Origin of the sequence: Bacillus sp. M6-12 (assembly GCF_002860285.1) — a bacterium.
Taxonomy (GTDB): domain Bacteria; phylum Bacillota; class Bacilli; order Bacillales; family DSM-1321; genus Peribacillus.
Window position 1 is genome coordinate 1 of record NZ_PGVF01000028.1, and the last position, 23,293, is coordinate 23,293.

Here is a 23,293-nt window from a genome sequence, read left to right on the forward strand (position 1 = left end):
TAGTTTTGAAGGAACAACGTTTCTTCAAAAAAAATTAAGATTTGTCAGGACCGAGAGATTCGAGGAAGCGACTGAGCGAATGACGCAGCGTATTTACATACGTGAGGAATGAGTGAGGGAAGCTGACGAAGAAGGTCGATGGTCATCACAAATCGCATGTCTGGTAATGATGGCGAAGAGGCCACACCCGTTCCCATCCCGAACACGGAAGTTAAGCTCTTCAGCGCCGATGGTAGTTGGGGGATTCCCCCTGTGAGAGTAGGACGTTGCCAGGCAAACGAACGATCAGCTGAAAAGCTGGTCGTTTTTTTGCGTTCTTTTTAATAATTTTGGTGTTTTTTATAAAAACTTTTACAGAAAAACAAGGATACTTTGTAACGGATTTGAATGCAAGTTCTGATATATCTAATACTCAGCAGCAGATGAGGGTAAGTTGAAAATGAAATTTCGTCCGAAACTCCGATTAATTTAGCCAAATGGTTAAAGGCAACGCTTCCCGGGTAAAGAGTGCATCGTCTCCGTTTCCCACTCAAGCCTTTTACTTTTCACATACAAATAGCAGTGAAATTAGAGCGCACGATAACCATTTTAAAAATACTTTGATACTTTTTAAAAACTTCACCATAGACATACACACAGTTTGGTTGTATTACATACATTATTAAAGGAGAATAATGGGTGGTTAAAAAATTCATAAAATTGTATACAATGACAGGTTCCCGGAAAGAATAAGGGCATGGAGGTGGAAAGGGTGGAAACAACAGCTGCTGTAAGAAAAGTTGGTGAAACCTGTATCATTTGTGAACAATCCAAGCTATTAGGCATACATCTATATACATCTTTTATTTGCGGAGATTGTGAAAAGGAAATGGTTAGGACCGAAACAAATGATCCGCAGTATCGATATTATTTAAAAAAACTTAAAAAGGTGAACACACCAGAGATTTATTCTTAGAAGGGTTCTTAGAATCCTTTTTTTAGTTTCCGGACAATTTAAGGTTATTGCTGGGTTTTCACCAATCGCCAATAGTGTGTTTCTCTTAACGAAACTCTGGTAAAATAATCGGGACGACATAATGTAAGGAAGATGAAGATGAATCAGGACAGGGCGCCTTTATATGAGGCATTGCTGCGGCATGTTGAGAAAAGACCAATCTCTTTCCATGTTCCGGGTCATAAAAATGGAAAGGTCTTTCAGAAGGAGGGACACGCTTTTTTTGAGAATATCCTTCAATTAGATGCAACTGAATTATCAGGTCTTGATGATCTTCATTCACCTGAGGGCCCTATATTGGAATCACAGAAGCTGTTAGCTGGTTTTTATGGCGCAAAGGAAAGTTTTTTCTTAGTGAATGGAAGTAGTTCGGGAAATATAGCTATGATTCTCGCCGCCTGTAATGAAGGAGAAACCGTTCTGGTACAGCGAAATTGCCATAAATCAATCTTGCATGGTTTAATGCTGGCTAATGTAAGTCCGGTATACCTGGAGCCTGATTATTATGAAGAGTGGGGCTTTGCTGGAGGGGTATCTCACCAAACGGTAACAGAAGCAGCAGCTTTATATCCGGAGGCGAAGGCTCTAATTTTGACATACCCCAATTATTACGGGGTAAGTGAAGATATCTCTAAAATAATTGCGTATGCTCATAGAAAAGGTTTAATTGTGTTGGTGGATGAGGCACATGGAGCCCATTTTGCACTAGGAGCTCCTTTTCCAATTTCGTCACTAACCGCAGGCGCGGATGTGGTCGTTCATTCAGCTCATAAGACACTTCCTGCAATGACAATGGGTTCGTATTTACATATCAATGGGGAGCAGATTGATTCAGAAAAAATACGTTTTTTCCTCCAGATGCTTCAGTCAAGCAGTCCCTCTTATCCAATTATGGCTTCGCTTGATCTTGCCAGGAAATTCGCGGCTGCCTATAGGGAAAATGACAAGCTGGATTTTATGGAAGCGAGCACCTGTCTAAGAAAACAGCTTTTAGGAATTCCGGGAATCAAGCTTTTTAAAAATGATAGCCTCAGTCATGATCCTTTAAAAATTACCCTTCAGGCAGAGGGTATAACAGGGTACAAGTTTCAAAGATTGCTTGAAGAAAAGGGAATATTTTCGGAGATGGCGGATTTAAGGAATGTTTTATTTGTTTTGCCATTATCATTAAAAAACTTTCCGCTTACAGACACTATTGAACGAGTAACAGAGACTCTAATGGCTGCAGGAAAAGACGAGGAGATCTCCAGCGTAGCTTACCCTTATAAAACTGTTGCGGTTTCTAAGCCTGTATTTACATATAAGGAAATGAAACAAAAACAAAAAAGAAGGGTATCTTTAGCTGATTGCAAAGGACAGTTTATTGCAGAAATGATCATTCCTTACCCGCCGGGAATTCCGTTATTTATGCCTGGAGAAAGGATCGATGAAGGCAAGATGAGATATCTGCAAGACCTAATGAAAGCAGGATCCAGATTTCATGGCGGTGAAGCTTTATCAGATGGGAAGTTATTGATTTTTGAATAATTCAGACCTTGATGTATTGAAATCATGTATACTGAAACGGATATATAAGTTGGGGGTTACATAATGAAACAAGGAATATTTATCACAGCTGAGGGACCTGATGGCGCGGGAAAGACGACTGTGTTACAGAAAACTTGCGAATTCCTTGAAGGCCAGGGCTATAATGTTCTGCTGACCCGGGAGCCTGGGGGCATTCCCATTTCTGAGCAGATTCGGCACGTTATTTTAAATAAGCAAAACACAGAAATGGATGGCAGAACCGAAGCTCTGTTGTATGCAGCTGCGAGAAGGCAGCATTTGGTGGAAAGAGTTAAGCCAGCTATCGAGCAGGGGAAAATAGTTCTATGTGATCGATTTATCGACAGCTCGCTCGCCTACCAAGGACATGCACGGGGTCTGGGAATTGATGAAGTTTACAGTATAAATCAGTTTGCAATTGAAGGATTTTTGCCGGATGCCACCTTATTTTTCGATATTGAACCTGAAGAAGGGTTAAAACGGATTCAAAACAGCGGTGTCAGGGAAGTAAACAGATTGGACCTGGAGAAGCTGGAATTTCATAAGAAGGTTAGGGAAGGATACTTTCTTGTAATGAAGAAAGACCCAAGCCGTTTTCAAGTTATCAACGCCAGGGAGCAATTAGAGAATGTCCTGGAGCAGACAAAAACGAAAATGCTGGACATCATCAGCCGAAAAATTCAATGATCTCTGCCGTCTATGGCAGGGATTTTTTTAGTTAATACTGGTGCACTTGAGCATCCATCCTCTGTCAGGGCCGATTGCGCATTTTAGTTTATTCCAACATATACTGATAGCCAAAGCAGGAATCCGGGCAGATAAAAAGGACATGAAATTACGGCGAACCTTGTGGATATAATCTTTTATTCGCACCCAAATGTACCTGTTCTTCATTATTTAAAAGGAATATGCCTGATTAGCCTCTGTTTTGGGTAAAAATAATTGTTATAATAGAAATAACAGAGTAAACGGAATCTTATAATTGGAGGGAATAGACAGATGAAAATGATCATTGCGGTTGTACAGGATAAAGATAGCAACAAATTATCAAATGCTTTGGTGGAACATAACTTCAGGGCCACAAAGCTGGCAACAACCGGAGGTTTCTTGAAAGCAGGAAATACGACCTTTATGATTGGTACGGATGATATTCGCGTTGATAAGGCACTTCAGATTATCAAGGAAAATTGCCAGTCCCGTGACCAGCTGGTGGCTCCTGTGTCTCCGATGGGAGGAAATGCTGACTCTTACGTTCCGTATCCGGTACAAGTGGAAGTTGGCGGCGCGACGGTGTTTGTATTGCCTATTGAGAATTTCCTTCAATTTTAAGGATGTGCTGTTAAATGAAAATTAATCAGGAAGTGCATGTAAAAGTAGATAAACCTAGGACCGATGCAAAACAGCTTTCGGGCGGTAATATTAGGTTCCAAGAGATGGTGCAGAAACAAGACCAAAAGATGCAATATGATGTTTTAAATAAATTGTTGGTAGATATAGAAGGAGCAGGAGAAAGGCTCGCCCGTTCCCGGACATTTAAGGACCTTGCAAAATTCAAAATGCTCGTAAAAAGATTTGTTCGCGAAGCGGTGGATTTTGGAATGGAGCTTAAACAATCAAACAGCTGGAATCAATTTGGCCAAAACCGGCCTTTAAAAACTGTGGAAACGATTGACGGAAAATTAGTCGAGATGACCGAAGAAGTAGTCAACAAGGAAAAAAGTTCAATTGATATTCTAAATAAAATCGGTGAAATAAAGGGACTTCTTATTAATTTATACACTTAAGCGAGATGATTTTTATGACAGGAAATTGGAGAGATCTCCAGGAAATTCAGCCTGAGATTTTAAATATGATAAGAAGCACTATGATAAAGAACCGGGTCGCTCATGCGTACCTTTTAGAAGGAGAAAAGGGTACTGGCAAACATGAAGTGGCCCAGCTGTTTTCTAAGAGTCTGTTATGCTTGGAATTAATTGATGGATATATGCCCTGTGAACACTGTGTAAACTGCAGACGGATTACAAGCGGCAATCACCCAGATGTCCATATTGTAGAGCCGGATGGGTTATCAATCAAAAAAGAACAAATTAAAAGCTTGCAGGATGAGTTTTCGAAAAAAAGTGTCGAGTCCAAAAGAAAGATATATACAATCGTCCATGCTGATAAAATGTCTGTTAATGCAGCAAACAGTTTATTGAAATTTCTGGAAGAACCGCATGCAGACACTATTGCTTTATTGATTACCGAACAGGTACAGCGGATGCTGCCTACAATCCTTTCCCGCTGCCAGGCGTTGACGTTTAAGCCTTTGTCTCCCCAAAGGCTTAAAGAAAAACTGGTTGAAAACGGAGTCGATCCTCAAACTTCATCAATTATTTCCCACTTAACTCATAGTTTTGAAGAAGGTTTGCAATGGAGCGCAGAAGAATGGTTTGCACAAGCCCAAAAAATAGTGTTAAAATTATATGAAATGCAGAGGCAAAATCCTTTGAAGGCACTGCTGTATCTTCAGGAGGAATGGTTTTTGCATTTTAAAGATAAAGAACAGCTGGACCGTGGTCTTGATCTATTACTTCTTATCTATAAAGATTTACTATACATTCAGTTGGACAAGCCAAATCTTGTGATTTTCCGAAATAACATTGGTGAATATGAATCTCACGCTCTCCATATTTCCCAGAAGCGCCTGGCAGACAAAATGGGCTTTATTTTGGAAGCGAAGAGGAAGCTGATGTCCAATACAAATCCACAGCTGTTGATGGAACAGCTTGTGCTGAATTTGCAGGAGGGATCATCATTTGTATGATGTTGTAGGAGTCCGCTTTAAGAAAGCGGGCAAGATATACTACTTTGACCCGGGCGACTTAATCATACCAAAGGATGAGTATGTTATCGTGGAAACTGTCCGCGGTGTAGAGTTTGGAAAGGTTGTGACAGCCCGCAAACAAGTAGGTGACAACGATGTTGTTCTGCCATTGAAAAAGGTGCTCCGAATTGCGGATGTGAAAGACCGATTGATTGTGGAAGAAAATAAAACTGCTGCACAGGAAGCGTACGAAACGTGCTGCCAGAAGGTTGAATCACATCAATTGGATATGAAGCTGGTAGATGTTGAATATACATTTGACCGGAATAAGGTCATTTTCTACTTTACAGCGGATGGGCGTGTTGACTTCCGGGAACTGGTGAAGGACCTGGCCTCCATTTTCCGGACCCGTATTGAGCTGCGCCAAATCGGTGTACGTGATGAGGCAAAAATGCTTGGGGGAATTGGGCCATGCGGCAGGATGCTATGCTGTTCTACATTTCTTGGCGATTTTGAACCAGTTTCCATTAAAATGGCTAAAGATCAGAACCTTTCCCTGAACCCGACCAAAATATCCGGGCTTTGCGGCCGCTTAATGTGCTGCTTAAAGTATGAAAATGATGAATATGAAAGTGCGAAGGAAGAACTTCCTGATCTGGGTGAATATATTGATACCCCTAATGGAAAAGGCAAGGTAGTAGGGCTTAATATTCTAGAACGAGTGCTTCAGGTTGAAATCATCGAACAAGAAAGAGTATTAGAGTATACTTTAGATGAGATTCTAAAAGAGGGAGCCATATCTATTCAAGCCACAGATTATTAAGGTGGTGAAGAGCGTGGATAAAAAAGAAGTCTTTGATTCAGTAACGAATATGGAAGCCCAGATTGGGCATTTATATCAGCAGCTTGGAGCACTGAAACAGCATTTAGCTGAAATCCTTGAAGAGAATAATTCACTAAAGCTTGAAAACGATAATCTGCGCAGACGATTAGATCAAGATAGGGTGAACGGCTCTGTACAAAAGGATGAAAAGAAACAGAAACAGGGTAACCGTAAAGGCAATAAATCGGTGGATATCGGGGAAGGATATGATAATCTTGCCCGCCTATACCAGGAAGGCTTTCATATCTGCAATCTTCAATTTGGAAGTCCCAGGAAAGATGGGGATTGCATGTTTTGCTTATCCTTTTTAAATAAAAAATAATTCAGGGCTGGCTCTAGGGAAGAGTCCCGCTCCTTCAACGTGAAGGAGAAGGGACCGCTCCATAGCCAGCTTTTTTAACCTGACAAGAAAGTATAACTTTTTTAACAAGTACAGATGTTTTGCTCCAGCGCCCAGCCCCGACGCACACGACGTGCGAGTGCAGGCGTTGCCACAGGACAGGGAATGATTCGGAAGCGATACCTCGCACGAAACAAAGGTCAGCTTTGTGAGGACGTGGCGACCTTAGCCGGTCTTCCTCTTCCAAGGGCGCTTACGATTTTCTTAGTCCAGAAAGTAATACATAGATGTATGACAGGAGGTCGAAGTCAGATTGATGGTTGAGCTTAAAGGAGATGAGCGGCTAGATTATTTGCTGGCAGAGGAATTGAGAATCATCCAGAGCCCCACTGTGTTCTCTTTTTCCCTGGATGCCGTTTTGCTTTCCCGATTTGTACAGGTCCCGATACAAAAGGGTAAGCTGATTGATTTATGTTCGGGCAACGGAGTGGTTCCTCTTTTGTTGAGCACGCGCACCAAAGGAAACATTAGCGGCATAGAAATTCAGGAAAGGCTCTATGATATGGCGCAAAGAAGTGTGCAATACAATAAGCTTTCCGAAAAAATTAACATGATTCACGGTGATATTAAGGAAATGCCCCAAAAGCTCGGTCATGGAAAATATGAAGTTGTAACCTGCAATCCCCCTTATTTTCCAACTCCATCAAGTGATGAAATAAATCTGAATGAACATCTGGCCATTGCTAGGCATGAAATTTTGTGTACCTTAGAGGATGTCATTCAGGTAAGCAGCCAGCTGCTTCGCCAGGGTGGAAAGGCTGCATTTGTTCATCGTCCAGGAAGATTAATGGATATTTTAAGCTTAATGAAGAAATATCGAATTGAACCAAAGCGGTTGCAGTTTGTCTATCCGAAACTGTCGAAAGAATCTAATACCATCCTTATTGAGGGAATCAAGGATGGAAAACCTGATCTGAAAATACTGCCGCCGCTAATTGTCTATAATGAGCACAATGAATATACACCTGATATACGTAAGATATTATATGGCGATGAATAAACACTTTTTTTATGTATTGCGATGCAGGGATGGCAGTCTATATGCGGGTTATACAAATGACTTGTCTAAAAGAATAAGTCTGCATAATGCGGGAAAAGCGGCAAAGTATACACGCGGCAGGGGACCTGTTGAACTCGTTTTTTCTAAAGAGTTTCCTTCTAAAACAGAAGCTATGAAAGCGGAGTATCGATTTAAACAGTTAAGAAGGCCGATTAAGTTAGAATTTATTGAGAAGGAGTCGGATTTTTTCAATGTGGCAGCAGAAGAGCTTTGAAAAAGAAGGGCAGGAACCCGCTCTTTATTTGGTCCCTACCCCGATCGGAAATTTAGAGGATATTAGCTACAGGGCTTTGCGAATTCTTAAGGAAGCGGATGTCATCGCCGCTGAGGATACCCGAAACACGAAAAAACTTTGCAATTACTTCGAGATTGAAACACCTGTAGTTAGTTACCATGAACACAATAAGCAGGCAAGCGGAAGAAAAATGATCGAAAGGCTTAAATCCGGCCAAACGATTGCCCTTGTCAGCGATGCAGGTATGCCAACCATATCTGATCCCGGCTACGAGCTTGTACAAGAAGCTCTAGAGGAAAAGGTTACAGTTATTCCGCTTCCGGGGGCAAATGCAGCGCTTACGGCCTTGATTGCTTCGGGCTTACCGCCGCAGCCCTTTTACTTTTATGGATTTTTGCAAAGAGGAGCAAAAGAGAAAAGGCGGGAGCTGGAGGATTTGAAAAAAATCCAGTCTACCTTTATCCTATATGAGTCTCCACACCGGCTAAAGGAAACCTTAAAGCTGCTTCTTGAAGTGGCAGGCAACAGGCAAATCGTGCTTTGCAGAGAGCTTACAAAAAAGTTTGAAGAATTCATCCGCTGTTCAGTCAGTGAAGCCCTAGATTGGGCTTTGAATTCAGAAATACGAGGTGAATTTTGCCTTGTGATAGAGGGAGCCTCTGAAGCAGATGATGAACCTGAAGTTAAATGGTGGGAAAGCAAAACGATCGAAGAACATGTCGATTTTTATATCGAAAGCAAGGGTGTTTCCTCAAAAGAGGCCATTAAGCTTGCAGCTAAAGACCGTGACATTAATAAACGGGATGTGTATCAGGCTTATCATATAGAATAAAAGCATTCAGGAAATCCAGTCCGGCGAAGGATGTTAGATTTTAAAGATTTGATGCAGTTAACTCATTGTTATGATGATATATACAAAAAACCCTTGCCTAGAAGCGGCAAGGGCATTTTGTATATATCATCCGCGGATGCGGTTAATTATTTCGATACTTCAAATGTTTCGCGGATTTCTTTAAATAATTGTTCTGCGCCTTCACGGCTAAGAACTAATTTACCGCCAGCTAATGAGATATTCTCATCTGATACTTCGCCCGTAACCTGGCAAACCATGTTTGGCTTATATTTCTTTAAGACGATACGCTCATCATCAACGTAGATTTCCAAAGCGTCTTTTTCAGCAATTCCCAGAGTACGGCGCAATTCAATAGGAATAACTACACGGCCCAATTCATCCACTTTTCTTACAATACCTGTTGACTTCATACCCAATTCCCCTCTCGAACGTTTAGATCCCGATTTTATATCTATTTTCGTCATAATTCGACAAAGTTTTTATATATATTAAATATACCAGCCATTCCCATATTCGTCAATGATTTTATAGCAACAATTTACATTTGTAATAAAAGTCCAGTAACCATAAGGGTTAAGAAAGATCAAAAGATAAATAATAATCCGCATTATTGGACAAGAAGTTCAAAATCTGTGAAAATATCGACAATATAATCGACTCAATTCGACATAAATAGCGTTGTTAATTAAGTAATGGAATTGTAATAACCAATTGTGAAAATAAGTATTATCATTTCTGAATATAAGGTCGTTTGCGCTTTCCATATGTATATTTTATCAGTAAAATAGGTAATGCTGACATAATGACCACCAGTGTATATATGGAATCTTTGTAAATCTTTAGAAAAGAAAATTATAGAAGAATTTCTCTTTTTTTATTCAGTAAAAGAGGGTTAAGATGGTAGTATAAGTAGTGAGAATACGGTTATTCGGCAGTTGTGCTGTTCATTCAGCACCAACAGAAATAAATTGGAGGGAACGAGATGAAGGATAAGTTAAATACATTTTATATCACAACACCTATTTATTATCCAAGCGGAAATTTACATATAGGACATGCTTATACAACAGTGGCAGGAGATGCAATGGCCCGCTATAAACGTATGAGGGGCTTTGATGTGCGATACCTGACTGGAACGGATGAGCACGGTCAGAAGATCCAGCGTAAGGCCGAGGAAGCAGGGGTCACCCCTCAGGCTTATGTAGATGAGATCGTTTCCGGCATTAAAAAACTGTGGAAAAAAATGGATATATCATATGATGATTTTATCCGTACTACAGATGAACGGCATAAAGAAGTTGTCACCAAAATGTTCCGTCAATTGATGGAACAAGGCGATATTTATCTGGATGAATATGAAGGCTGGTATTCGGTTTCCGATGAGACCTATTATACTGAACTGCAATTAGTTGATCCGGTTTATGATGAAAACGGAAAAATAATTGGCGGAAAAAGCCCTGACAGCGGCCATTCAGTAGAACTTGTCAAAGAAGAATCTTATTTCTTCAGGATGGGCAAGTATGCTGACCGACTGCTTGAGTATTATGAGCAGAATCCTAATTTTATCCAGCCAGAATCCCGAAAGAATGAAATGATTAATAACTTTATCAAACCTGGATTAGAAGACTTGGCTGTTTCCAGGACAACATTCGACTGGGGAATCAAGGTTCCTGGCGATCCAAAACATGTAATTTACGTCTGGATTGATGCGCTTTCCAATTATATTACGGCTCTTGGGTATGGGACAGATAATGATGCTAATTATTTAAATTATTGGCCGGCTGATGTGCACCTTATGAGTAAGGAGATTGCCCGCTTCCATACAATTTACTGGCCGATTATGCTAATGGCACTTGATCTTCCGCTGCCTAAACAAGTATTTGCACATGGCTGGCTTTTAATGAAGGATGGGAAAATGTCAAAGTCTAAGGGAAATGTCGTTGATCCTGCGACACTGATTGACCGATATGGACTTGATGCACTGCGTTATTATTTACTTCGTGAAGTGCCATTTGGATCCGATGGCGTTTTTACGCCAGAGGGCTTTGCGGAAAGAATTAATTTTGACTTAGCCAATGACCTTGGTAACCTTCTAAACAGAACGGTAGCGATGGTTGATAAATATTTCGATGGTATCATACCAGACTATAAAGACTCGGAGAAAGAATTTGACAACGCTCTTCTTCAGGCTAATAAGGAAACAGTAGTTAACTATGAAGAGGCTATGGAACATATGAGCTTTTCAGTTGCCCTATCAACGGTATGGCAGCTAGTAAGCAGGACTAATAAGTATATTGATGAAACAAAGCCTTGGGCACTTGCAAAGGATGAAGGAAGCCAGGGTGAACTTGCAAGCGTGATGGTCCATCTTGCTGAAACACTAAGGAGGATTGCGATCCTGCTCCAGCCTTTCATGACACAGACACCTGAAAAGATTTATGCCCAGCTTGGAATCGAGGATGAAGCTTTAAAGTCTTGGGATAGTTTAGAACAGTTTGGCCTGATAGCTTCCGGCACTAAGGTAGTGAAGGGCGACCCAATCTTCCCTCGTCTTGAGCTTCAGGAAGAGATTGAGTACATTAAATCGAAGATGCAGGGCGGAATTACCGGAGAAACGGAAGAAAAGAAAGAGACAAAAACAGTGAATGTTCCGGAAGCTGATGAAATTGCGATTGATGACTTTATGAAAGTTGATTTACGCGTTGCTGAAGTTCTTCACGCAGAGCCAGTCAAAAAAACGGATAAACTATTGAAGCTGCAGCTGGATCTCGGATATGAAAAGAGACAGGTAGTATCCGGTATTGCTCAATACTACAAGCCAGAAGATCTGGTAGGAAAAAAAGTGATATGCATCACCAATTTAAAGCCTGTTAAACTTCGCGGGGAGCTTTCACAAGGGATGATTCTCGCTGGGAGCCAGGATGGGGAGCTTTCACTAGCCACTGTTGATGGCTCATTGCCAAATGGATCAAAAGTAAAATAAAAAAATCCAAGCATACCAATTGTTTCATGTGGAACATTGGTATGCTTTTTTTATTTGTTTAAAATAATATTTATTATATGGAAATTCTCGTCTGTGTTTTTTTTTTTTTATTCAAAGCAGATTAACGATGATGGAAAATTTATTTATCTTAAAATAATATTTTAAAAAATAATGGTATAGAGTAAAGTCTTTCTCCCGAAAAATAAAAGGGAATAGTCGAAGAGCATATTGTTTTTCAAAACATGCTTGTCTATGTAGAATATAAATAATTTTAAGCCAAGGAAATCAAGGTGTTTTGTCTCTGTAATGTTTTTGTTACAAAACTGTTAAACATTGTTTGTATGATTGGTTAATACACTAGATGCTAGAGAGGAAGAACCACATGCTTTTTGATACACATGCTCACTTAAACGCTCAGCAATATGAAGAAGATTTGGAACAGGTGATTGAAAGAGCCAGAAAGGAGGGTGTTAGCAACATTGTAGTAGTAGGGTTTGACCAGCCTACGATCACAAGTGCCATGGAGTTAACAGAGAAATACGAATTTATTTATGCATGTGTCGGCTGGCATCCGGTTGATGCTATTGATATGACCGATGATGATCTGAAATGGATTGAAGATCTTGCCAGCCACCCAAAAGTAGTAGCAATTGGAGAAATGGGTTTGGACTACCATTGGGATAAGTCGCCTAAGGAGATTCAAAAGGAAGTGTTCCGAAAACAGATTCGGCTTGCGAAAAAGGTCAATCTTCCAATCATGATACATAATCGGGAAGCTACAGCAGATATAGTAGAAATTCTAAAGGAAGAGAACGCAGCGGAGGTAGGCGGTATCATGCATTGCTTTAGTGGAAGCGCTGAAACAGCACTGGAATGTGTGGAGATGAATTTCTATATTTCACTTGGGGGTCCGGTGACTTTCAAGAACGCGAAGAAACCTAAAGAGGTAGCTGCTGCTGTTCCGTTTGACCGCCTGCTGATTGAAACGGATTGTCCGTATCTTACTCCGCACCCACACCGTGGAAAGCGGAATGAGCCGGGATATGTAAAACTAGTAGCAGAGCAAATCGCAGAAATAAAAAATGTGTCATTTGAAGAGGTTGCAGCTGTGACTACGGCAAATGCAAAGAAATTATTCGGCATATCCTGACAGAGGTTTTTGTCATATTTTGCATGAACTTGTACTAGAAAAACTTGTTTCTAAAAAGTTCTACAATTCTCATTCATTTCATAGGATAACCATGTCGAGAAGTCACCCTTTCCTTTTTAAGAGAGAGTATGCATAATAAGAGATACTTTCCGCGGAATAGTGTTTAGGTTGACACCTTGATTAGAATGTCTTTATAATCAATCACCGAGAGGAAGGAGGAGTTTTTCATTTATTCATTTAACATGAAAAACCTATTTTCCAGATCTTTTGGGAAAAAGAAATTAGCCATTGTGATCACGGGCCTAACTGTATTTACAGGGGCAATGGGGCTGTTACTTTACCAAGGAACGAAGAACACAGTAGCTCTCACGTTAGATGGGCAAAAGAAAGTCGTTAAGACACATGCACCAACGATTGAAGGTATTTTGAAAGATTTAGAGATTACCGTTCATGCGGAAGACTATCTATATCCCTCGAAGGATACAAAAATCAAGGAAAATTTGAATGTGGTTTGGAAGCCAGCCCGTCAAATTGAAATCATTCAAAACAATCAGAGTGCAAATGTCTGGACGACGGCTGAAACTGTCGGGGAACTGTTGAAGGAAGAGAAGCTAGAGGTAAACGAAAAGGATAAGGTTAGCCAACCCCTTGAAACGGTGCTTCAAAGCAAAATGAAAATAGCTATCGAAAAAGCATTCCCATTAAAAATAGTGGATAGCGGGATCGAACAGCAGGTTTGGTCAACTTCGACTACGGTCGCTGACTTTTTAGAACAGCAAGGTGTCAAACTTAATGACTTTGACCGGGTTGAACCAGGATTAGGTGAACAAGTTCAGGCAAACAGCGTTATAAATGTCGTGCGAGTAGAAAAAGTCACCGATGTAGTGGAAGAACCAATTAACTTCGCAGTAGTAACCAAGAAAGACAGCAGCCTTCAAAAGGGAAAAGAAAAAGTAATCAAAGAAGGTCAAAAGGGTCTTGTATCGAAACAATATGAAGTGGTTAAGGAAAATGGAAAAGAAATAAAACGCACGCTTCTTTCAGAGAAAATGGTACGCGCCAAAAAGGATAAAGTAGTAGCTGTAGGGTCTAAACAGCTTATCGCGCAAGTATCACGCGGTGGCTCAGATCAGTATGCATCTTCTGGAAGCGGAAAGGAATTCTATGTATCTTCAACGGCATATACAGCAAGCTGTAATGGGTGTTCAGGAGTGACAGCAACTGGCCTTAACTTGAGAAGTAATCCAGGCGCTAAAGTTATTGCAGTTGATCCAAGCGTTATACCACTTGGTTCTAAGGTTTATGTAGAAGGATATGGATACGCAATCGCCGCCGATACAGGGGGAGCGATTAGAGGCCATAAAATAGACGTGTTTTTCCCTTCTAAATCAACTGCTTACCGGTGGGGATCAAAAAAGGTAAAGATCAAGGTGCTAAACTAAAGATAAAAAGCTTTGGCAGGGGACATGAACCCCTGTCTTTTTAATGCTGACAGAAAAGTGACATGTTCACCGTTTATAAAATGCTGGAGAAAAATCAGCTAATAGTCGGGTCACATTTCATTCTTCATGATATTTGTTGTAATATAAAAAGATACTAAGAAAAGTGCAAGCGCCCTGACAGGGGAAGAGAAGCTAAGTTCGCGAGTGCTGAATCTTAAACCAGCTAAAGAAAAAATCCTTTTACTTATTAGACGATTTTAAAAAGATATTGTTTCACATGTTCGGAGGAAAAAATGAAAATAAAAGAAATAATAGTGGTTGAAGGAAAAGATGATACAGTTGCAATTAAAAGGGCTGTTGATGCCGATACAATTGAAACAAATGGTTCAGCCGTAAATGATAGCGTAATCGAACAAGTTCAGCATGCCCAAAGAATACGCGGCGTGATTATTTTTACAGATCCTGATTACCCGGGTGAAAAAATCCGAAAAACTATTGCCGAAAAGGTGCCGGGCTGTAAGCATGCTTTTCTGCCGAAAAAGGAAGCACTGCCCAAGTCTGGAAAAGGGATTGGTGTTGAGCATGCTTCCCCGGAATCAATCCGCAATGCCTTAAAGGAAGCGCAGATCATGCTAGAAGAGGCAAAAGAGGAAATCTCAGCAGAAGACTTGATGGATGCTGGTCTCGTAGGCGGGGCAGGTTCAAGGGAACGGCGGGAAAAGCTTGGCCTATTGCTTAAAATAGGCCACACGAATGGCAAACAGCTGTATAAACGGCTGAAGATGTTCCAAATTAGCAAAGAGGAATTAGTAAAGGCGCTGACGCAGATTAGACAGGAGGAAGAGCATGCATAAAGACATTGCAACTCCCATAAGGACCAAAGCAATACTTGAAAAATATGGCTTCTCTTTTAAAAAGAGCCTAGGCCAAAATTTTCTTATCGATACAAATATTTTAGGACGAATTGTGGATCATGCAGAATTGACCGAGGAAAGCGGAGCGATTGAAATTGGACCCGGAATAGGGGCGCTGACAGAACAGCTGGCCAAGCGCAGCAAAAAGGTTGTCGCTTTTGAAATTGATCAGAGGCTGCTGCCAATCCTTAAAGAAACTTTATCGCCCTACGAAAATGTGAAGATCATCCACCAGGATATTCTAAAGGCGGATGTTATGGAGGCTATTAAGGAAGAATTTTCAGATATTAAAGACTTAATGGTTGTAGCGAATCTCCCTTACTATGTAACCACACCCATTATTATGAAGCTTTTGGAAGAACATTTGCCAATCCGCGGAATTGTTTGTATGCTCCAAAAGGAAGTAGCGGATCGGATTGCGGCTGTCCCGGGAACAAAGGAGTATGGTTCTTTATCGATTGCAATTCAATATTATACAAAAGCAGAAACGGTTATGGTTGTTCCTAAAACAGTATTTGTGCCGCAGCCGAATGTGGATTCAGCAGTTATTAGGCTAACTAAAAGGAACAAGCCAATAGTAGAAGTAAAGGATGAGGCCTTTTTCTTCCATGTTGTAAGGGTGAGTTTTGCTCAGAGGAGAAAGACTATTTTAAATAACCTGACTAGCCAGCTGCCAAACGGTAAGGAAAAGAAAGAAGAGATTCTTGCTGCACTGGGTTCATCGGGAATTGACCCGACCCGGAGGGGAGAAACTTTATCTATAGAAGAATTCGCTCGGCTGAGTGACGAGCTGCATGGATTTTCCGAATCGTTAATAGAATAGAAGCTGCAGAACCCTTGTCATAATTCCCCTGTGACAGGGGTTTTCCTTTACCTGGTCTTGGAGAGAGATCAGCCAATAGGAATCTACACCATTTCAGTTTCTTTTGCATAGCTTAAAAAAGAGTATTAGTTTTTTTGAATGGATAAGAAAGTATAACTCTTTTAAAGCGTTCGGAAGTCTAGCTCCAGCGCTCGACGCTCAGGACGTGCTAGTGCCGATGTCGCCACAGGACAAGGAAAGCTTCGGCAGCGATACATCGCACGAAACAAAGCGGCAGCTTTGTGAGGATGTGCTGGCGTCGACGTTCCTTTGTGAGGATGTGGGTCAGAACGGCGTAGCCACAGGATGAAGGTTGTAACATGGTTTAAGTTACAGCACTGGCGATCTTAGCCGTTTTTCTTCTTGACCAGGGCGCTTGCGCTTTTCTTTGCTGGACTATTGCTTGTCTGAGGTGAAAAGCATGAAGTTTGAGATCAATGACATAGTCGGGCGCAGGTCCTACAAATGCGATATTTTATTTCGTGTGATTGATGTGAAGGAAATGGACGGTTTGCAGATTGCAATATTGTACGGTGAAGATCTCAGGCTGATCGCCGATGCTCCCTTTGAGGACTTACTCAAGGTGGATGAGCAGGAAAGGTTTATGAGAAGAAAAACTGATGATGCACTGAAGGAGCAATCATACCGGCTGTTTTCTCAAGACAAAGAGCTTCTGAAGCAAAAGCGTGAGTATGAAGCAAGCAGAGGGTATCGGTATAACGGAGACTTATTTCAAATTCCGGGCAGAGTGCTTCATGTTGATGGTGATCCGCTGTATTTAGGGAAGTGCCTTGCAATTTATGAAAAAATAGGTATTCCGGTTCAAGGTATTCACTGTCTTGAAAAGGAAATGCCAGAAAAAATTGAAGGGCTTCTTGACCAGCATCGGCCGGACATACTGGTGATTACCGGCCATGACGCCTACACAAAATCAAAGGGTAAAATGATTGATTTAAATGCGTACAGAAATTCAAAGTATTTTGTGGAAACCGTTCGCATAGCCAGGAAAAAGGTTGCCAATTTAGATCAATTAGTCATTTTCGCAGGAGCTTGCCAATCCCATTTTGAATCCTTGATTTCAGCAGGCGCTAATTTTGCGAGTTCTCCATCACGAGTAAATATTCATGCCCTTGATCCCGTCTATATCGTTGCAAAAATCAGTTTTACTCCATTTACCGATCGGATCCATGTTTGGGATGTTCTGCGGAATACCTTAACAGGAGAAAAGGGCCTTGGCGGTATTGAAACAAAAGGCGTTTTACGGACTGGAATGCCCTATCAGCAGTTAACTGAAGAATAAGCGGGGTGCCTGTATATGAGGCAGCCCGTTTTTCTTTTGGTTTTATAAATATAAACTCTCTTCATTAAGTACACTAGGCTCAAGTATTGTTAGATAACGCCTTTAAGAAAGAGCAATATATTTGGAATCATCCAATAGGTTTGCAGGCTCTATGCTTCCTTTTTAAAAAGGCGGGTTCATTTTTCGACATAATCTGCAACAGAAATAGTTGCTCTTTCCAGACCCTACATAATTCTAGAGATCTTGGGTTACTCTAAAAATGTTAATAAATCGGCGGAATTTGCGACAAAAAATCATTGACAAACAAAATTAAGTGCTGATATAATTTTATATTTTGTTTGACGATACGGTAAGTTTGTGTTATACTACACGTAGTGAGGTGGATCGAAAATGCCAAAAACTTTAGCTGATATTAAAAAAGCACTCGATTCCAATTTAGGAAAGAGGCTGCTTTTGAAAGCAAATGGCGGAAGAAGAAAAACCGTTGAACGCTTTGGAACGTTATCGGAAACATATCCGTCAGTATTTGTAATTGAGCTTGACCAGGATGAAAACGCATTTGAACGAGTATCTTACAGCTATGCAGATGTATTAACAGAAACTGTAGAATTAACATTTTTATCAAAACAGCAGGACATGTAGTCTTAACGGCGGTAAACAATTGTTTACTGCTTTTTATTTTCTTTTTTTCCCTAACCCTACATATATCTTGTGTGCGACCCCATTTTAAAGGATCTAATAAGCCAAGGGATGAACAACATTAGTAAGCGGTCTAATCTGGGAAAAATAGAGGTTAATGAAATTTTGCAGATTAACCAACACTATGAGTGTTACAGCATGTGGAAGGGGTTGTTAGAATTGGGCAGAAGAAGAGGCATAATGACGGAAGGGTTTAAAGAAGAACTTGCGAAGGAATTAGGCTTTTATGACGTTGTCCAAAAAGAAGGCTGGGGAGGCATTAGAGCTAAGGATGCCGGAAACATGGTCAAGCTGGCTATTGAAAAAGCTCAATCACAGCTAATGAACAAAGGCTAGAAGGACTTAGAGCCGAATAATACTCCAGATCCTTACAGTCACTTACAATATGCATGCTGTGGCAGGCAGGAGGTCCGGTTACATACACCGGACCTCTCTATTCCAAATATAAAAAACAAACCTTGTCAATTGAAATTCTGGCAAGGTTTTTCTATAGAAATATCCACCATACTGAAGGCTTCACAAATAATTTGCATGAATTATTATAGAGAAGGATCCTTTCTTCACAGTTTCACCTGTAAGCCATTGAAAATAGCTTGAAAAAACCTTTAGAATGTAAACAAGTATGATAAAATAGGACAAGAACTTCCAAGAACGTAAAGTAGGTGGAACTATTGAAGCTTATGGAGAAAGCACCGGCTAAAATTAATTTAGCACTCGATGTGCTCTTTAAGCGTCCGGATGGCTACCATGAGGTAGAAATGATCATGACAACGGTGGATCTAGCCGACCGGATTGAATTTGCTGAAACTGACAGGGATGAAATTATTATCCTTTCACATAACCGGTTTGTCCCGGATGACAGCCGGAATTTAGCGTACCAGGCAGCTGCTCTCTTGAAGGAACGCTTTAATATCGGAAAAGGTGTTGCGATTTCGATTGAAAAGAATATTCCTGTTGCTGCAGGTTTAGCAGGGGGGAGCAGTGATGCAGCTGCTACGCTAAGAGGTTTGAACAGGCTTTGGAAATTAAATTTGTCGTTGGATGAATTGGCGGTGCTGGGAGCGGAGATTGGTTCGGATGTTTCTTTTTGTGTATATGGAGGAACAGCCCTTGCACGCGGCAGAGGAGAAAAAATTACCCATTTGCCGATACCCCCAAAATGCTGGGTAATCCTTGCCAAGCCTACAATCGGGGTTTCGACTGCAGATGTCTATCGAAGGCTGGATCTATCCACTGTTAAACACCCTGATGTAAATAAAATGATATCGGCAATTGAAAGTAAAAATTACCAGGGAGTATGCGCAGGTGTAGGGAATGTCCTGGAGAATGTTACATTGCAGGTTTACCCTGAGGTTGCCAATATTAAAGACCAGATGAAAAAATTTGGAGCTGATGCGGTATTAATGAGCGGAAGCGGACCTACAGTTTTTGGATTGGTAGAGCATGATTCAAGAATGCAGCGGATTTATAATGGTCTCCGGGGTTTTTGTGAACAGGTTTATGCAGTCCAGCTCCTTGGAGATCGAAATAGCATTGAATAAATACGTACATTAATGGTATATTAACCTTAATTATTCGGTTTTTGCTAGACTGAAGGTATATTTGTACTTATGTCTGCTCAGCGCCCATCAATTTTTTTGTGAAAAATAAAGCCATTCAAGTGTTGCGATACTGTCACAACTTTGTGTTTTGTACCGTCCATTCCTTTATGTTGTGAATAAGGGCTGTCACAATCCTAGTCTGGGCTAATTGGGGCGCTTGAACTTTTCGAATTGGAGGTGACCATTATGAAGTTTAAAAGAAGTGAAAGACTGGTAGATATGACGAATTATTTAGTTGAGAACCCTGGCCAGCTTGTTTCGCTTACCTATTTTGCTGATCGATATGGCTCGGCAAAATCATCGATCAGTGAAGATTTAACTATTATCAAGGAAACCTTTGAGGAACGGGGAATCGGAACGCTCATTACAGTTCCGGGGGCTGCTGGCGGTGTGAAGTACATTGTGAACATCAGGGATGAAGACGCTGCTGCTTTTATTGATGAAATGTGTGATGTAATCGCAAAGCCTGAACGGCTGCTTCCAGGCGGTTATTTATTTATGAATGATATACTTGGCCAGCCGCAGATTGTCAATATGGTCGGGCGTTTAATTGCTACTGCCTATGCCAACAAGGAAATTGATGCAGTCATGACAGTGGCGACAAAGGGTATTCCGCTCGCATATGCAGCAGCAGCCCATTTGAATGTTCCTGTAGTCATCGTTCGCCGGGATAGCAGAGTTACGGAAGGATCAACTGTAAGCATAAATTATGTCTCCGGGTCTTTAAAGCGGATTCAGACGATGGTGCTGTCAAAACGAAGCCTTGAAACGGGATCTAAAGTGTTGATTGTTGACGATTTTATGAAAGCCGGCGGAACTGTTAATGGAATGATTTCACTGCTAGAGGAATTCGAAGCTTCAGTTGCTGGAATTGCCGTTTTAGTAGAATCTGAAAAGGCAGAAGAGCGCCTGGTTGATGACTATGTATCTTTGGTGAAATTATCTGGTGTTGATGTGGTAGAGAAGAAAATCAGTGTCACTCAAGGAAATTACTTTAAAAGAAAAAAGCAATAGGTGGGAGGAAGCAATATGCAAACTGTCTTTACAAACGAAGCGCCAGCCGCAATCGGTCCTTATTCTCAGGGGATTATCGTAAATAATTTATTCTTCAGTTCTGGCCAGATTCCATTAACGGCAGAGGGCCTGATGGTTGAAAGTGATGTGAAGGCTCAGACTCATCAAGTATTTCAAAATCTTAAGGCTGTATTGAAAGAAGCGGGAGCATCGCTTGATACAGTAGTTAAGACAACTGTGTTTATTAAAGACATGAATATGTTCGCGGACATCAACGAAGTTTACGGGGAGTATTTTACCGATCATAAACCTGCCCGCTCCACAGTGGAAGTAGCCCGCTTGCCAAAGGATGCTTTAGTGGAGATTGAAGTTGTAGCGCTCGTTAAATAAACGAGCGTTTTTTTTGATCTTTTTGTAATATCAAGCGGCATAAGAGCCTAGTGGGTAATCAGCCGTTTTAATAATAAATAGAGTGGCCTCTGCTTCTTAATTAAGTAATTTCTCAGCTATTTTTTCCTTTCGTCACCAGATTGTCCTTTTTTTTCAAAAAAATTATTTTTATGAGAAGGAGATTTGTACTCCTGCGTTGAAGTATGTAGTAAGTCTTTATCAAAGGGGAAAAGGTGGTGAACAGAATGGAAGTTACTGACGTAAGATTACGCCGCGTTAATACTGATGGCCGTATGAGAGCAATCGCTTCTATCACTTTGGACAATGAGTTTGTTGTCCATGATATTCGTGTAATTGACGGCAATAATGGCTTATTTGTGGCAATGCCAAGCAAACGCACTCCTGATGGAGAGTTTCGTGACATTGCTCACCCAATTAACTCTTCTACCCGCGGAAAAATTCAGGATGCTGTATTGACTGAATACCACCGCTTGGGAGAGCTTGAAGAAGAAGTAGAATTAGAAGAAGCTGGAGCTTCCTAAAAACTATTTATACTAACACCAAGAGCCTGCTTCAAAAGTAAGGCTCTTTTTAATACCTTCTTTTTACCTCTTTTCCTCCTTTTTTAAACCCCAAACAAGGAATTTTTGATAGCAGAATACCAGATTTACACTTGGTATATCTGACAAAAATTTGTACTTCTTTATGTATTCTTGAAATGAACCCTTATTTGCGATATATTTTTAAATGGATAAAAAGGTAAAGTGGAGGCCTGCTATGAATAATCGATACGCAGTAATTTTGGCTGCTGGACAGGGCACTAGAATGAAATCCAAGCTGTATAAAGTGCTTCACCCGGTATGTGGAAAGCCAATGGTACAGCATGTAATAGAACATATTAATAAGCTGGATATAAAAGAAATCGTGACAGTTGTGGGCCATGGATCAGATAAAGTGCAGGCACAGCTGGGAGAGGTATGCCATTACGTGCTTCAGGAACAGCAGCTTGGAACCGCACACGCTGTCATGCAGGCGGCAGGGGTTTTGGCCGGAAAAGAAGGTACAACCCTGGTAGTATGCGGAGATACCCCATTAATAAAGGCTGAAACGATGGAAGCATTGATTCAAACCCATGAAGAAATGAATGCAAAGGCAACAATTCTGACAGCTGTTGCGCCGACCCCTGAAGGCTATGGGCGGATCATCCGAAACCAGGAGGGCCTTGTTGAGAAAATTGTTGAACATAAGGATGCTTCAGAGCAAGAGCGAGCTGTACAGGAAATTAATACAGGAACCTATTGCTTTGATAATAAAGCCCTTTTTGAAGCGTTGAAGAACGTTTCGAATGATAACGTGCAGGGAGAGTACTACCTTCCCGATGTGATAGAAATCCTCAAAACAAAAGGCGAAGTGGTTACTGCTTTCCAAACAGAAGATTTTGAAGAAACTTTGGGTGTCAATGATAGGGTAGCCCTTTCACAGGCAGAGAGAACACTTAGAAACAGAATAAATCATATGCATATGAAAAATGGTGTTACCATTATTGATCCGGAAAACACCTATATCGAAGCGGATGTAGAAATTGGCCAGGATACGGTCATCTATCCAGGGACAATGATTACGGGAAGGACTTCAATTGGAAGGGAGAGCATAATTGGTCCGAATACGGAGATCAAGAATTGTTCTATTGGTGAACGTACAACAATTCGCCAGTCGGTTGCCCATGAAAGCAAAATTGGTTCTGAGGTTAATATTGGACCGTTTGCGCATATCCGGCCGCAATCCGATATTTCTGACGAAGTAAAGATAGGGAACTTTGTAGAAATTAAAAAGGCGGCATTTGGCAAGGGTAGCAAAGCCTCACACTTAAGCTATATCGGTGATGCCGAAGTGGGAAGCGATGTTAATATTGGCTGCGGATCGATTACCGTTAATTACGACGGAAAAAATAAGCACCTGACAAAGATAGAAGATGGAGTGTTTATTGGCTGTAATTCCAATCTTGTTGCTCCTGTTACGATTGGTAAGGGAGCTTATGTTGCAGCTGGCTCTACAATTACTGAAGATGTACCGGCAAAAAGCTTATCTGTGGCGCGTGCCCGTCAAGTCAATAAAGAAAACTATGTTGATCAATTAAAATTTAATAAATAATCATTGGAGGC

25 protein-coding genes and 1 rRNA gene are annotated in these 23,293 nt (G+C 40.9%); 25 read left to right on the forward strand and 1 reads right to left on the reverse strand.

What is annotated here, in order from left to right; genetic code table 11:
• The first annotated feature begins 159 nt into the window (after positions 1–159).
• The 12 genes from rrf to rsmI all read left to right on the forward strand — a co-directional run bounded on the left by rrf (position 160) and on the right by rsmI (position 8,755).
• Positions 160–275 (forward strand): 5S ribosomal RNA (rrf, locus tag CVD28_RS24075).
• Between the two features lie 461 nt (positions 276–736).
• The gene (locus tag CVD28_RS24080; protein ID WP_101597252.1) at positions 737–955 is read left to right on the forward strand and encodes a sigma factor G inhibitor Gin; all 219 of its coding nucleotides are present in this window, start codon (positions 737–739) and stop codon (positions 953–955) included.
• Between the two features lie 138 nt (positions 956–1,093).
• Positions 1,094–2,521, forward strand: a complete 1,428-nt coding sequence (locus CVD28_RS24085; RefSeq protein ID WP_101597253.1) for an aminotransferase class I/II-fold pyridoxal phosphate-dependent enzyme — start codon at positions 1,094–1,096, stop codon at positions 2,519–2,521.
• A 63-nt stretch (positions 2,522–2,584) separates the two neighbouring features.
• Positions 2,585–3,226: a dTMP kinase gene (gene tmk, locus CVD28_RS24090; protein ID WP_101597254.1), complete on the forward strand. Its 642-nt coding sequence runs from the start codon at positions 2,585–2,587 to the stop codon at positions 3,224–3,226.
• A gap of 312 nt (positions 3,227–3,538) precedes the next feature.
• The gene (locus CVD28_RS24095) at positions 3,539–3,868 is read left to right on the forward strand and encodes a cyclic-di-AMP receptor (protein ID WP_101597255.1); all 330 of its coding nucleotides are present in this window, start codon (positions 3,539–3,541) and stop codon (positions 3,866–3,868) included.
• Between the two features lie 14 nt (positions 3,869–3,882).
• Entirely contained in the window at positions 3,883–4,323 is a 441-nt protein-coding gene (locus tag CVD28_RS24100) for a YaaR family protein (RefSeq protein ID WP_101597256.1), read from the forward strand.
• Positions 4,324–4,337: 14 nt separating this feature from the next.
• Complete coding sequence (holB, locus tag CVD28_RS24105) at positions 4,338–5,345, forward strand: DNA polymerase III subunit delta' (RefSeq protein WP_101597257.1); 1,008 nt, start codon at positions 4,338–4,340, stop codon at positions 5,343–5,345.
• On the forward strand, positions 5,338–6,168 hold the full coding sequence (locus CVD28_RS24110; RefSeq protein WP_101597258.1) for a PSP1 domain-containing protein: 831 nt from the start codon (positions 5,338–5,340) through the stop codon (positions 6,166–6,168). The genes holB and CVD28_RS24110 overlap by 8 nt, the downstream gene beginning before the upstream one ends.
• A 13-nt stretch (positions 6,169–6,181) precedes the next feature.
• Positions 6,182–6,550 (forward strand): DNA replication initiation control protein YabA, encoded by a 369-nt coding sequence (gene yabA / locus CVD28_RS24115; protein ID WP_101597259.1) that lies wholly within the window; start codon positions 6,182–6,184, stop codon positions 6,548–6,550.
• A 334-nt stretch (positions 6,551–6,884) separates the two neighbouring features.
• Complete coding sequence (locus tag CVD28_RS24120) at positions 6,885–7,628, forward strand: tRNA1(Val) (adenine(37)-N6)-methyltransferase (protein ID WP_101597306.1); 744 nt, start codon at positions 6,885–6,887, stop codon at positions 7,626–7,628.
• A complete protein-coding gene (locus CVD28_RS24125; RefSeq protein WP_101597260.1) occupies positions 7,615–7,902 on the forward strand; it encodes a GIY-YIG nuclease family protein in 288 nt (95 codons plus the stop codon). The genes CVD28_RS24120 and CVD28_RS24125 overlap by 14 nt, the downstream gene beginning before the upstream one ends.
• Positions 7,880–8,755 carry a 16S rRNA (cytidine(1402)-2'-O)-methyltransferase gene (rsmI, locus tag CVD28_RS24130; protein ID WP_101597261.1) on the forward strand — a complete coding sequence of 292 codons (876 nt, stop codon included), beginning with the start codon at positions 7,880–7,882 and terminating at the stop codon, positions 8,753–8,755. The genes CVD28_RS24125 and rsmI overlap by 23 nt, the downstream gene beginning before the upstream one ends.
• 146 nt (positions 8,756–8,901) lie before the next feature.
• Here the strand turns inward: rsmI and CVD28_RS24135 are convergent, their stop codons facing one another.
• Complete coding sequence (locus CVD28_RS24135; RefSeq protein ID WP_180954300.1) at positions 8,902–9,192, reverse strand: AbrB/MazE/SpoVT family DNA-binding domain-containing protein; 291 nt, start codon at positions 9,190–9,192, stop codon at positions 8,902–8,904.
• 566 nt (positions 9,193–9,758) lie between these two features.
• Between CVD28_RS24135 and metG the strand changes: the two genes are divergently transcribed.
• The 13 genes from metG to glmU all read left to right on the forward strand — a co-directional run bounded on the left by metG (position 9,759) and on the right by glmU (position 23,282).
• On the forward strand, positions 9,759–11,759 hold the full coding sequence (metG, locus tag CVD28_RS24140; protein ID WP_101597263.1) for a methionine--tRNA ligase: 2,001 nt from the start codon (positions 9,759–9,761) through the stop codon (positions 11,757–11,759).
• Between the two features lie 382 nt (positions 11,760–12,141).
• Positions 12,142–12,909, forward strand: coding sequence for a TatD family hydrolase (locus tag CVD28_RS24145; protein WP_101597264.1), 768 nt, complete (start codon positions 12,142–12,144; stop codon positions 12,907–12,909).
• A 242-nt stretch (positions 12,910–13,151) separates the two neighbouring features.
• Positions 13,152–14,351 carry a G5 and 3D domain-containing protein gene (locus tag CVD28_RS24150; RefSeq protein ID WP_101597265.1) on the forward strand — a complete coding sequence of 400 codons (1,200 nt, stop codon included), beginning with the start codon at positions 13,152–13,154 and terminating at the stop codon, positions 14,349–14,351.
• Between the two features lie 293 nt (positions 14,352–14,644).
• Positions 14,645–15,205: a ribonuclease M5 gene (gene rnmV, locus CVD28_RS24155; protein ID WP_101597266.1), complete on the forward strand. Its 561-nt coding sequence runs from the start codon at positions 14,645–14,647 to the stop codon at positions 15,203–15,205.
• Positions 15,198–16,088: a 16S rRNA (adenine(1518)-N(6)/adenine(1519)-N(6))-dimethyltransferase RsmA gene (gene rsmA, locus CVD28_RS24160; protein WP_101597267.1), complete on the forward strand. Its 891-nt coding sequence runs from the start codon at positions 15,198–15,200 to the stop codon at positions 16,086–16,088. Before rnmV ends, rsmA begins: the two co-directional genes overlap by 8 nt.
• Before the next feature lie 460 nt (positions 16,089–16,548).
• The gene (yabG, locus tag CVD28_RS24170; RefSeq protein WP_101597269.1) at positions 16,549–17,427 is read left to right on the forward strand and encodes a sporulation peptidase YabG; all 879 of its coding nucleotides are present in this window, start codon (positions 16,549–16,551) and stop codon (positions 17,425–17,427) included.
• Between the two features lie 390 nt (positions 17,428–17,817).
• Positions 17,818–18,069, forward strand: a complete 252-nt coding sequence (gene veg / locus CVD28_RS24175) for a biofilm formation stimulator Veg (protein ID WP_101597270.1) — start codon at positions 17,818–17,820, stop codon at positions 18,067–18,069.
• A 216-nt stretch (positions 18,070–18,285) separates the two neighbouring features.
• Positions 18,286–18,462 carry a small, acid-soluble spore protein, alpha/beta type gene (locus CVD28_RS24180; protein ID WP_101597271.1) on the forward strand — a complete coding sequence of 59 codons (177 nt, stop codon included), beginning with the start codon at positions 18,286–18,288 and terminating at the stop codon, positions 18,460–18,462.
• 335 nt (positions 18,463–18,797) lie between these two features.
• Positions 18,798–19,667, forward strand: coding sequence for a 4-(cytidine 5'-diphospho)-2-C-methyl-D-erythritol kinase (gene ispE, locus CVD28_RS24185; protein WP_101597272.1), 870 nt, complete (start codon positions 18,798–18,800; stop codon positions 19,665–19,667).
• Between the two features lie 246 nt (positions 19,668–19,913).
• Positions 19,914–20,741, forward strand: coding sequence for a pur operon repressor (gene purR, locus CVD28_RS24190; RefSeq protein ID WP_101597273.1), 828 nt, complete (start codon positions 19,914–19,916; stop codon positions 20,739–20,741).
• Between the two features lie 15 nt (positions 20,742–20,756).
• On the forward strand, positions 20,757–21,131 hold the full coding sequence (locus tag CVD28_RS24195) for a RidA family protein (protein WP_101597274.1): 375 nt from the start codon (positions 20,757–20,759) through the stop codon (positions 21,129–21,131).
• A gap of 245 nt (positions 21,132–21,376) precedes the next feature.
• Positions 21,377–21,673: a septation regulator SpoVG gene (spoVG, locus tag CVD28_RS24200; protein ID WP_101597275.1), complete on the forward strand. Its 297-nt coding sequence runs from the start codon at positions 21,377–21,379 to the stop codon at positions 21,671–21,673.
• 235 nt (positions 21,674–21,908) lie between these two features.
• Positions 21,909–23,282, forward strand: a complete 1,374-nt coding sequence (gene glmU / locus CVD28_RS24205) for a bifunctional UDP-N-acetylglucosamine diphosphorylase/glucosamine-1-phosphate N-acetyltransferase GlmU (protein WP_101597276.1) — start codon at positions 21,909–21,911, stop codon at positions 23,280–23,282.
• The last annotated feature ends 11 nt before the right edge of the window (positions 23,283–23,293 follow it).

Coding starts and splice junctions, on each gene's coding strand:
- CVD28_RS24080 (WP_101597252.1), top strand. CDS start 737: ATGGAGGTGGAAAGGGTGGAAACAACAGCTGCTGTAAGAAAAGTTGGT.
- CVD28_RS24085 (WP_101597253.1), top strand. CDS start 1,094: ATGAATCAGGACAGGGCGCCTTTATATGAGGCATTGCTGCGGCATGTT.
- tmk (WP_101597254.1), top strand. CDS start 2,585: ATGAAACAAGGAATATTTATCACAGCTGAGGGACCTGATGGCGCGGGA.
- CVD28_RS24095 (WP_101597255.1), top strand. CDS start 3,539: ATGAAAATGATCATTGCGGTTGTACAGGATAAAGATAGCAACAAATTA.
- CVD28_RS24100 (WP_101597256.1), top strand. CDS start 3,883: ATGAAAATTAATCAGGAAGTGCATGTAAAAGTAGATAAACCTAGGACC.
- holB (WP_101597257.1), top strand. CDS start 4,338: ATGACAGGAAATTGGAGAGATCTCCAGGAAATTCAGCCTGAGATTTTA.
- CVD28_RS24120 (WP_101597306.1), top strand. CDS start 6,885: ATGGTTGAGCTTAAAGGAGATGAGCGGCTAGATTATTTGCTGGCAGAG.
- CVD28_RS24125 (WP_101597260.1), top strand. CDS start 7,615: ATGGCGATGAATAAACACTTTTTTTATGTATTGCGATGCAGGGATGGC.
- rsmI (WP_101597261.1), top strand. CDS start 7,880: ATGTGGCAGCAGAAGAGCTTTGAAAAAGAAGGGCAGGAACCCGCTCTT.
- metG (WP_101597263.1), top strand. CDS start 9,759: ATGAAGGATAAGTTAAATACATTTTATATCACAACACCTATTTATTAT.
- CVD28_RS24145 (WP_101597264.1), top strand. CDS start 12,142: ATGCTTTTTGATACACATGCTCACTTAAACGCTCAGCAATATGAAGAA.
- CVD28_RS24150 (WP_101597265.1), top strand. CDS start 13,152: ATGAAAAACCTATTTTCCAGATCTTTTGGGAAAAAGAAATTAGCCATT.
- rnmV (WP_101597266.1), top strand. CDS start 14,645: ATGAAAATAAAAGAAATAATAGTGGTTGAAGGAAAAGATGATACAGTT.
- rsmA (WP_101597267.1), top strand. CDS start 15,198: ATGCATAAAGACATTGCAACTCCCATAAGGACCAAAGCAATACTTGAA.
- yabG (WP_101597269.1), top strand. CDS start 16,549: ATGAAGTTTGAGATCAATGACATAGTCGGGCGCAGGTCCTACAAATGC.
- veg (WP_101597270.1), top strand. CDS start 17,818: ATGCCAAAAACTTTAGCTGATATTAAAAAAGCACTCGATTCCAATTTA.
- purR (WP_101597273.1), top strand. CDS start 19,914: ATGAAGTTTAAAAGAAGTGAAAGACTGGTAGATATGACGAATTATTTA.
- CVD28_RS24195 (WP_101597274.1), top strand. CDS start 20,757: ATGCAAACTGTCTTTACAAACGAAGCGCCAGCCGCAATCGGTCCTTAT.
- spoVG (WP_101597275.1), top strand. CDS start 21,377: ATGGAAGTTACTGACGTAAGATTACGCCGCGTTAATACTGATGGCCGT.
- glmU (WP_101597276.1), top strand. CDS start 21,909: ATGAATAATCGATACGCAGTAATTTTGGCTGCTGGACAGGGCACTAGA.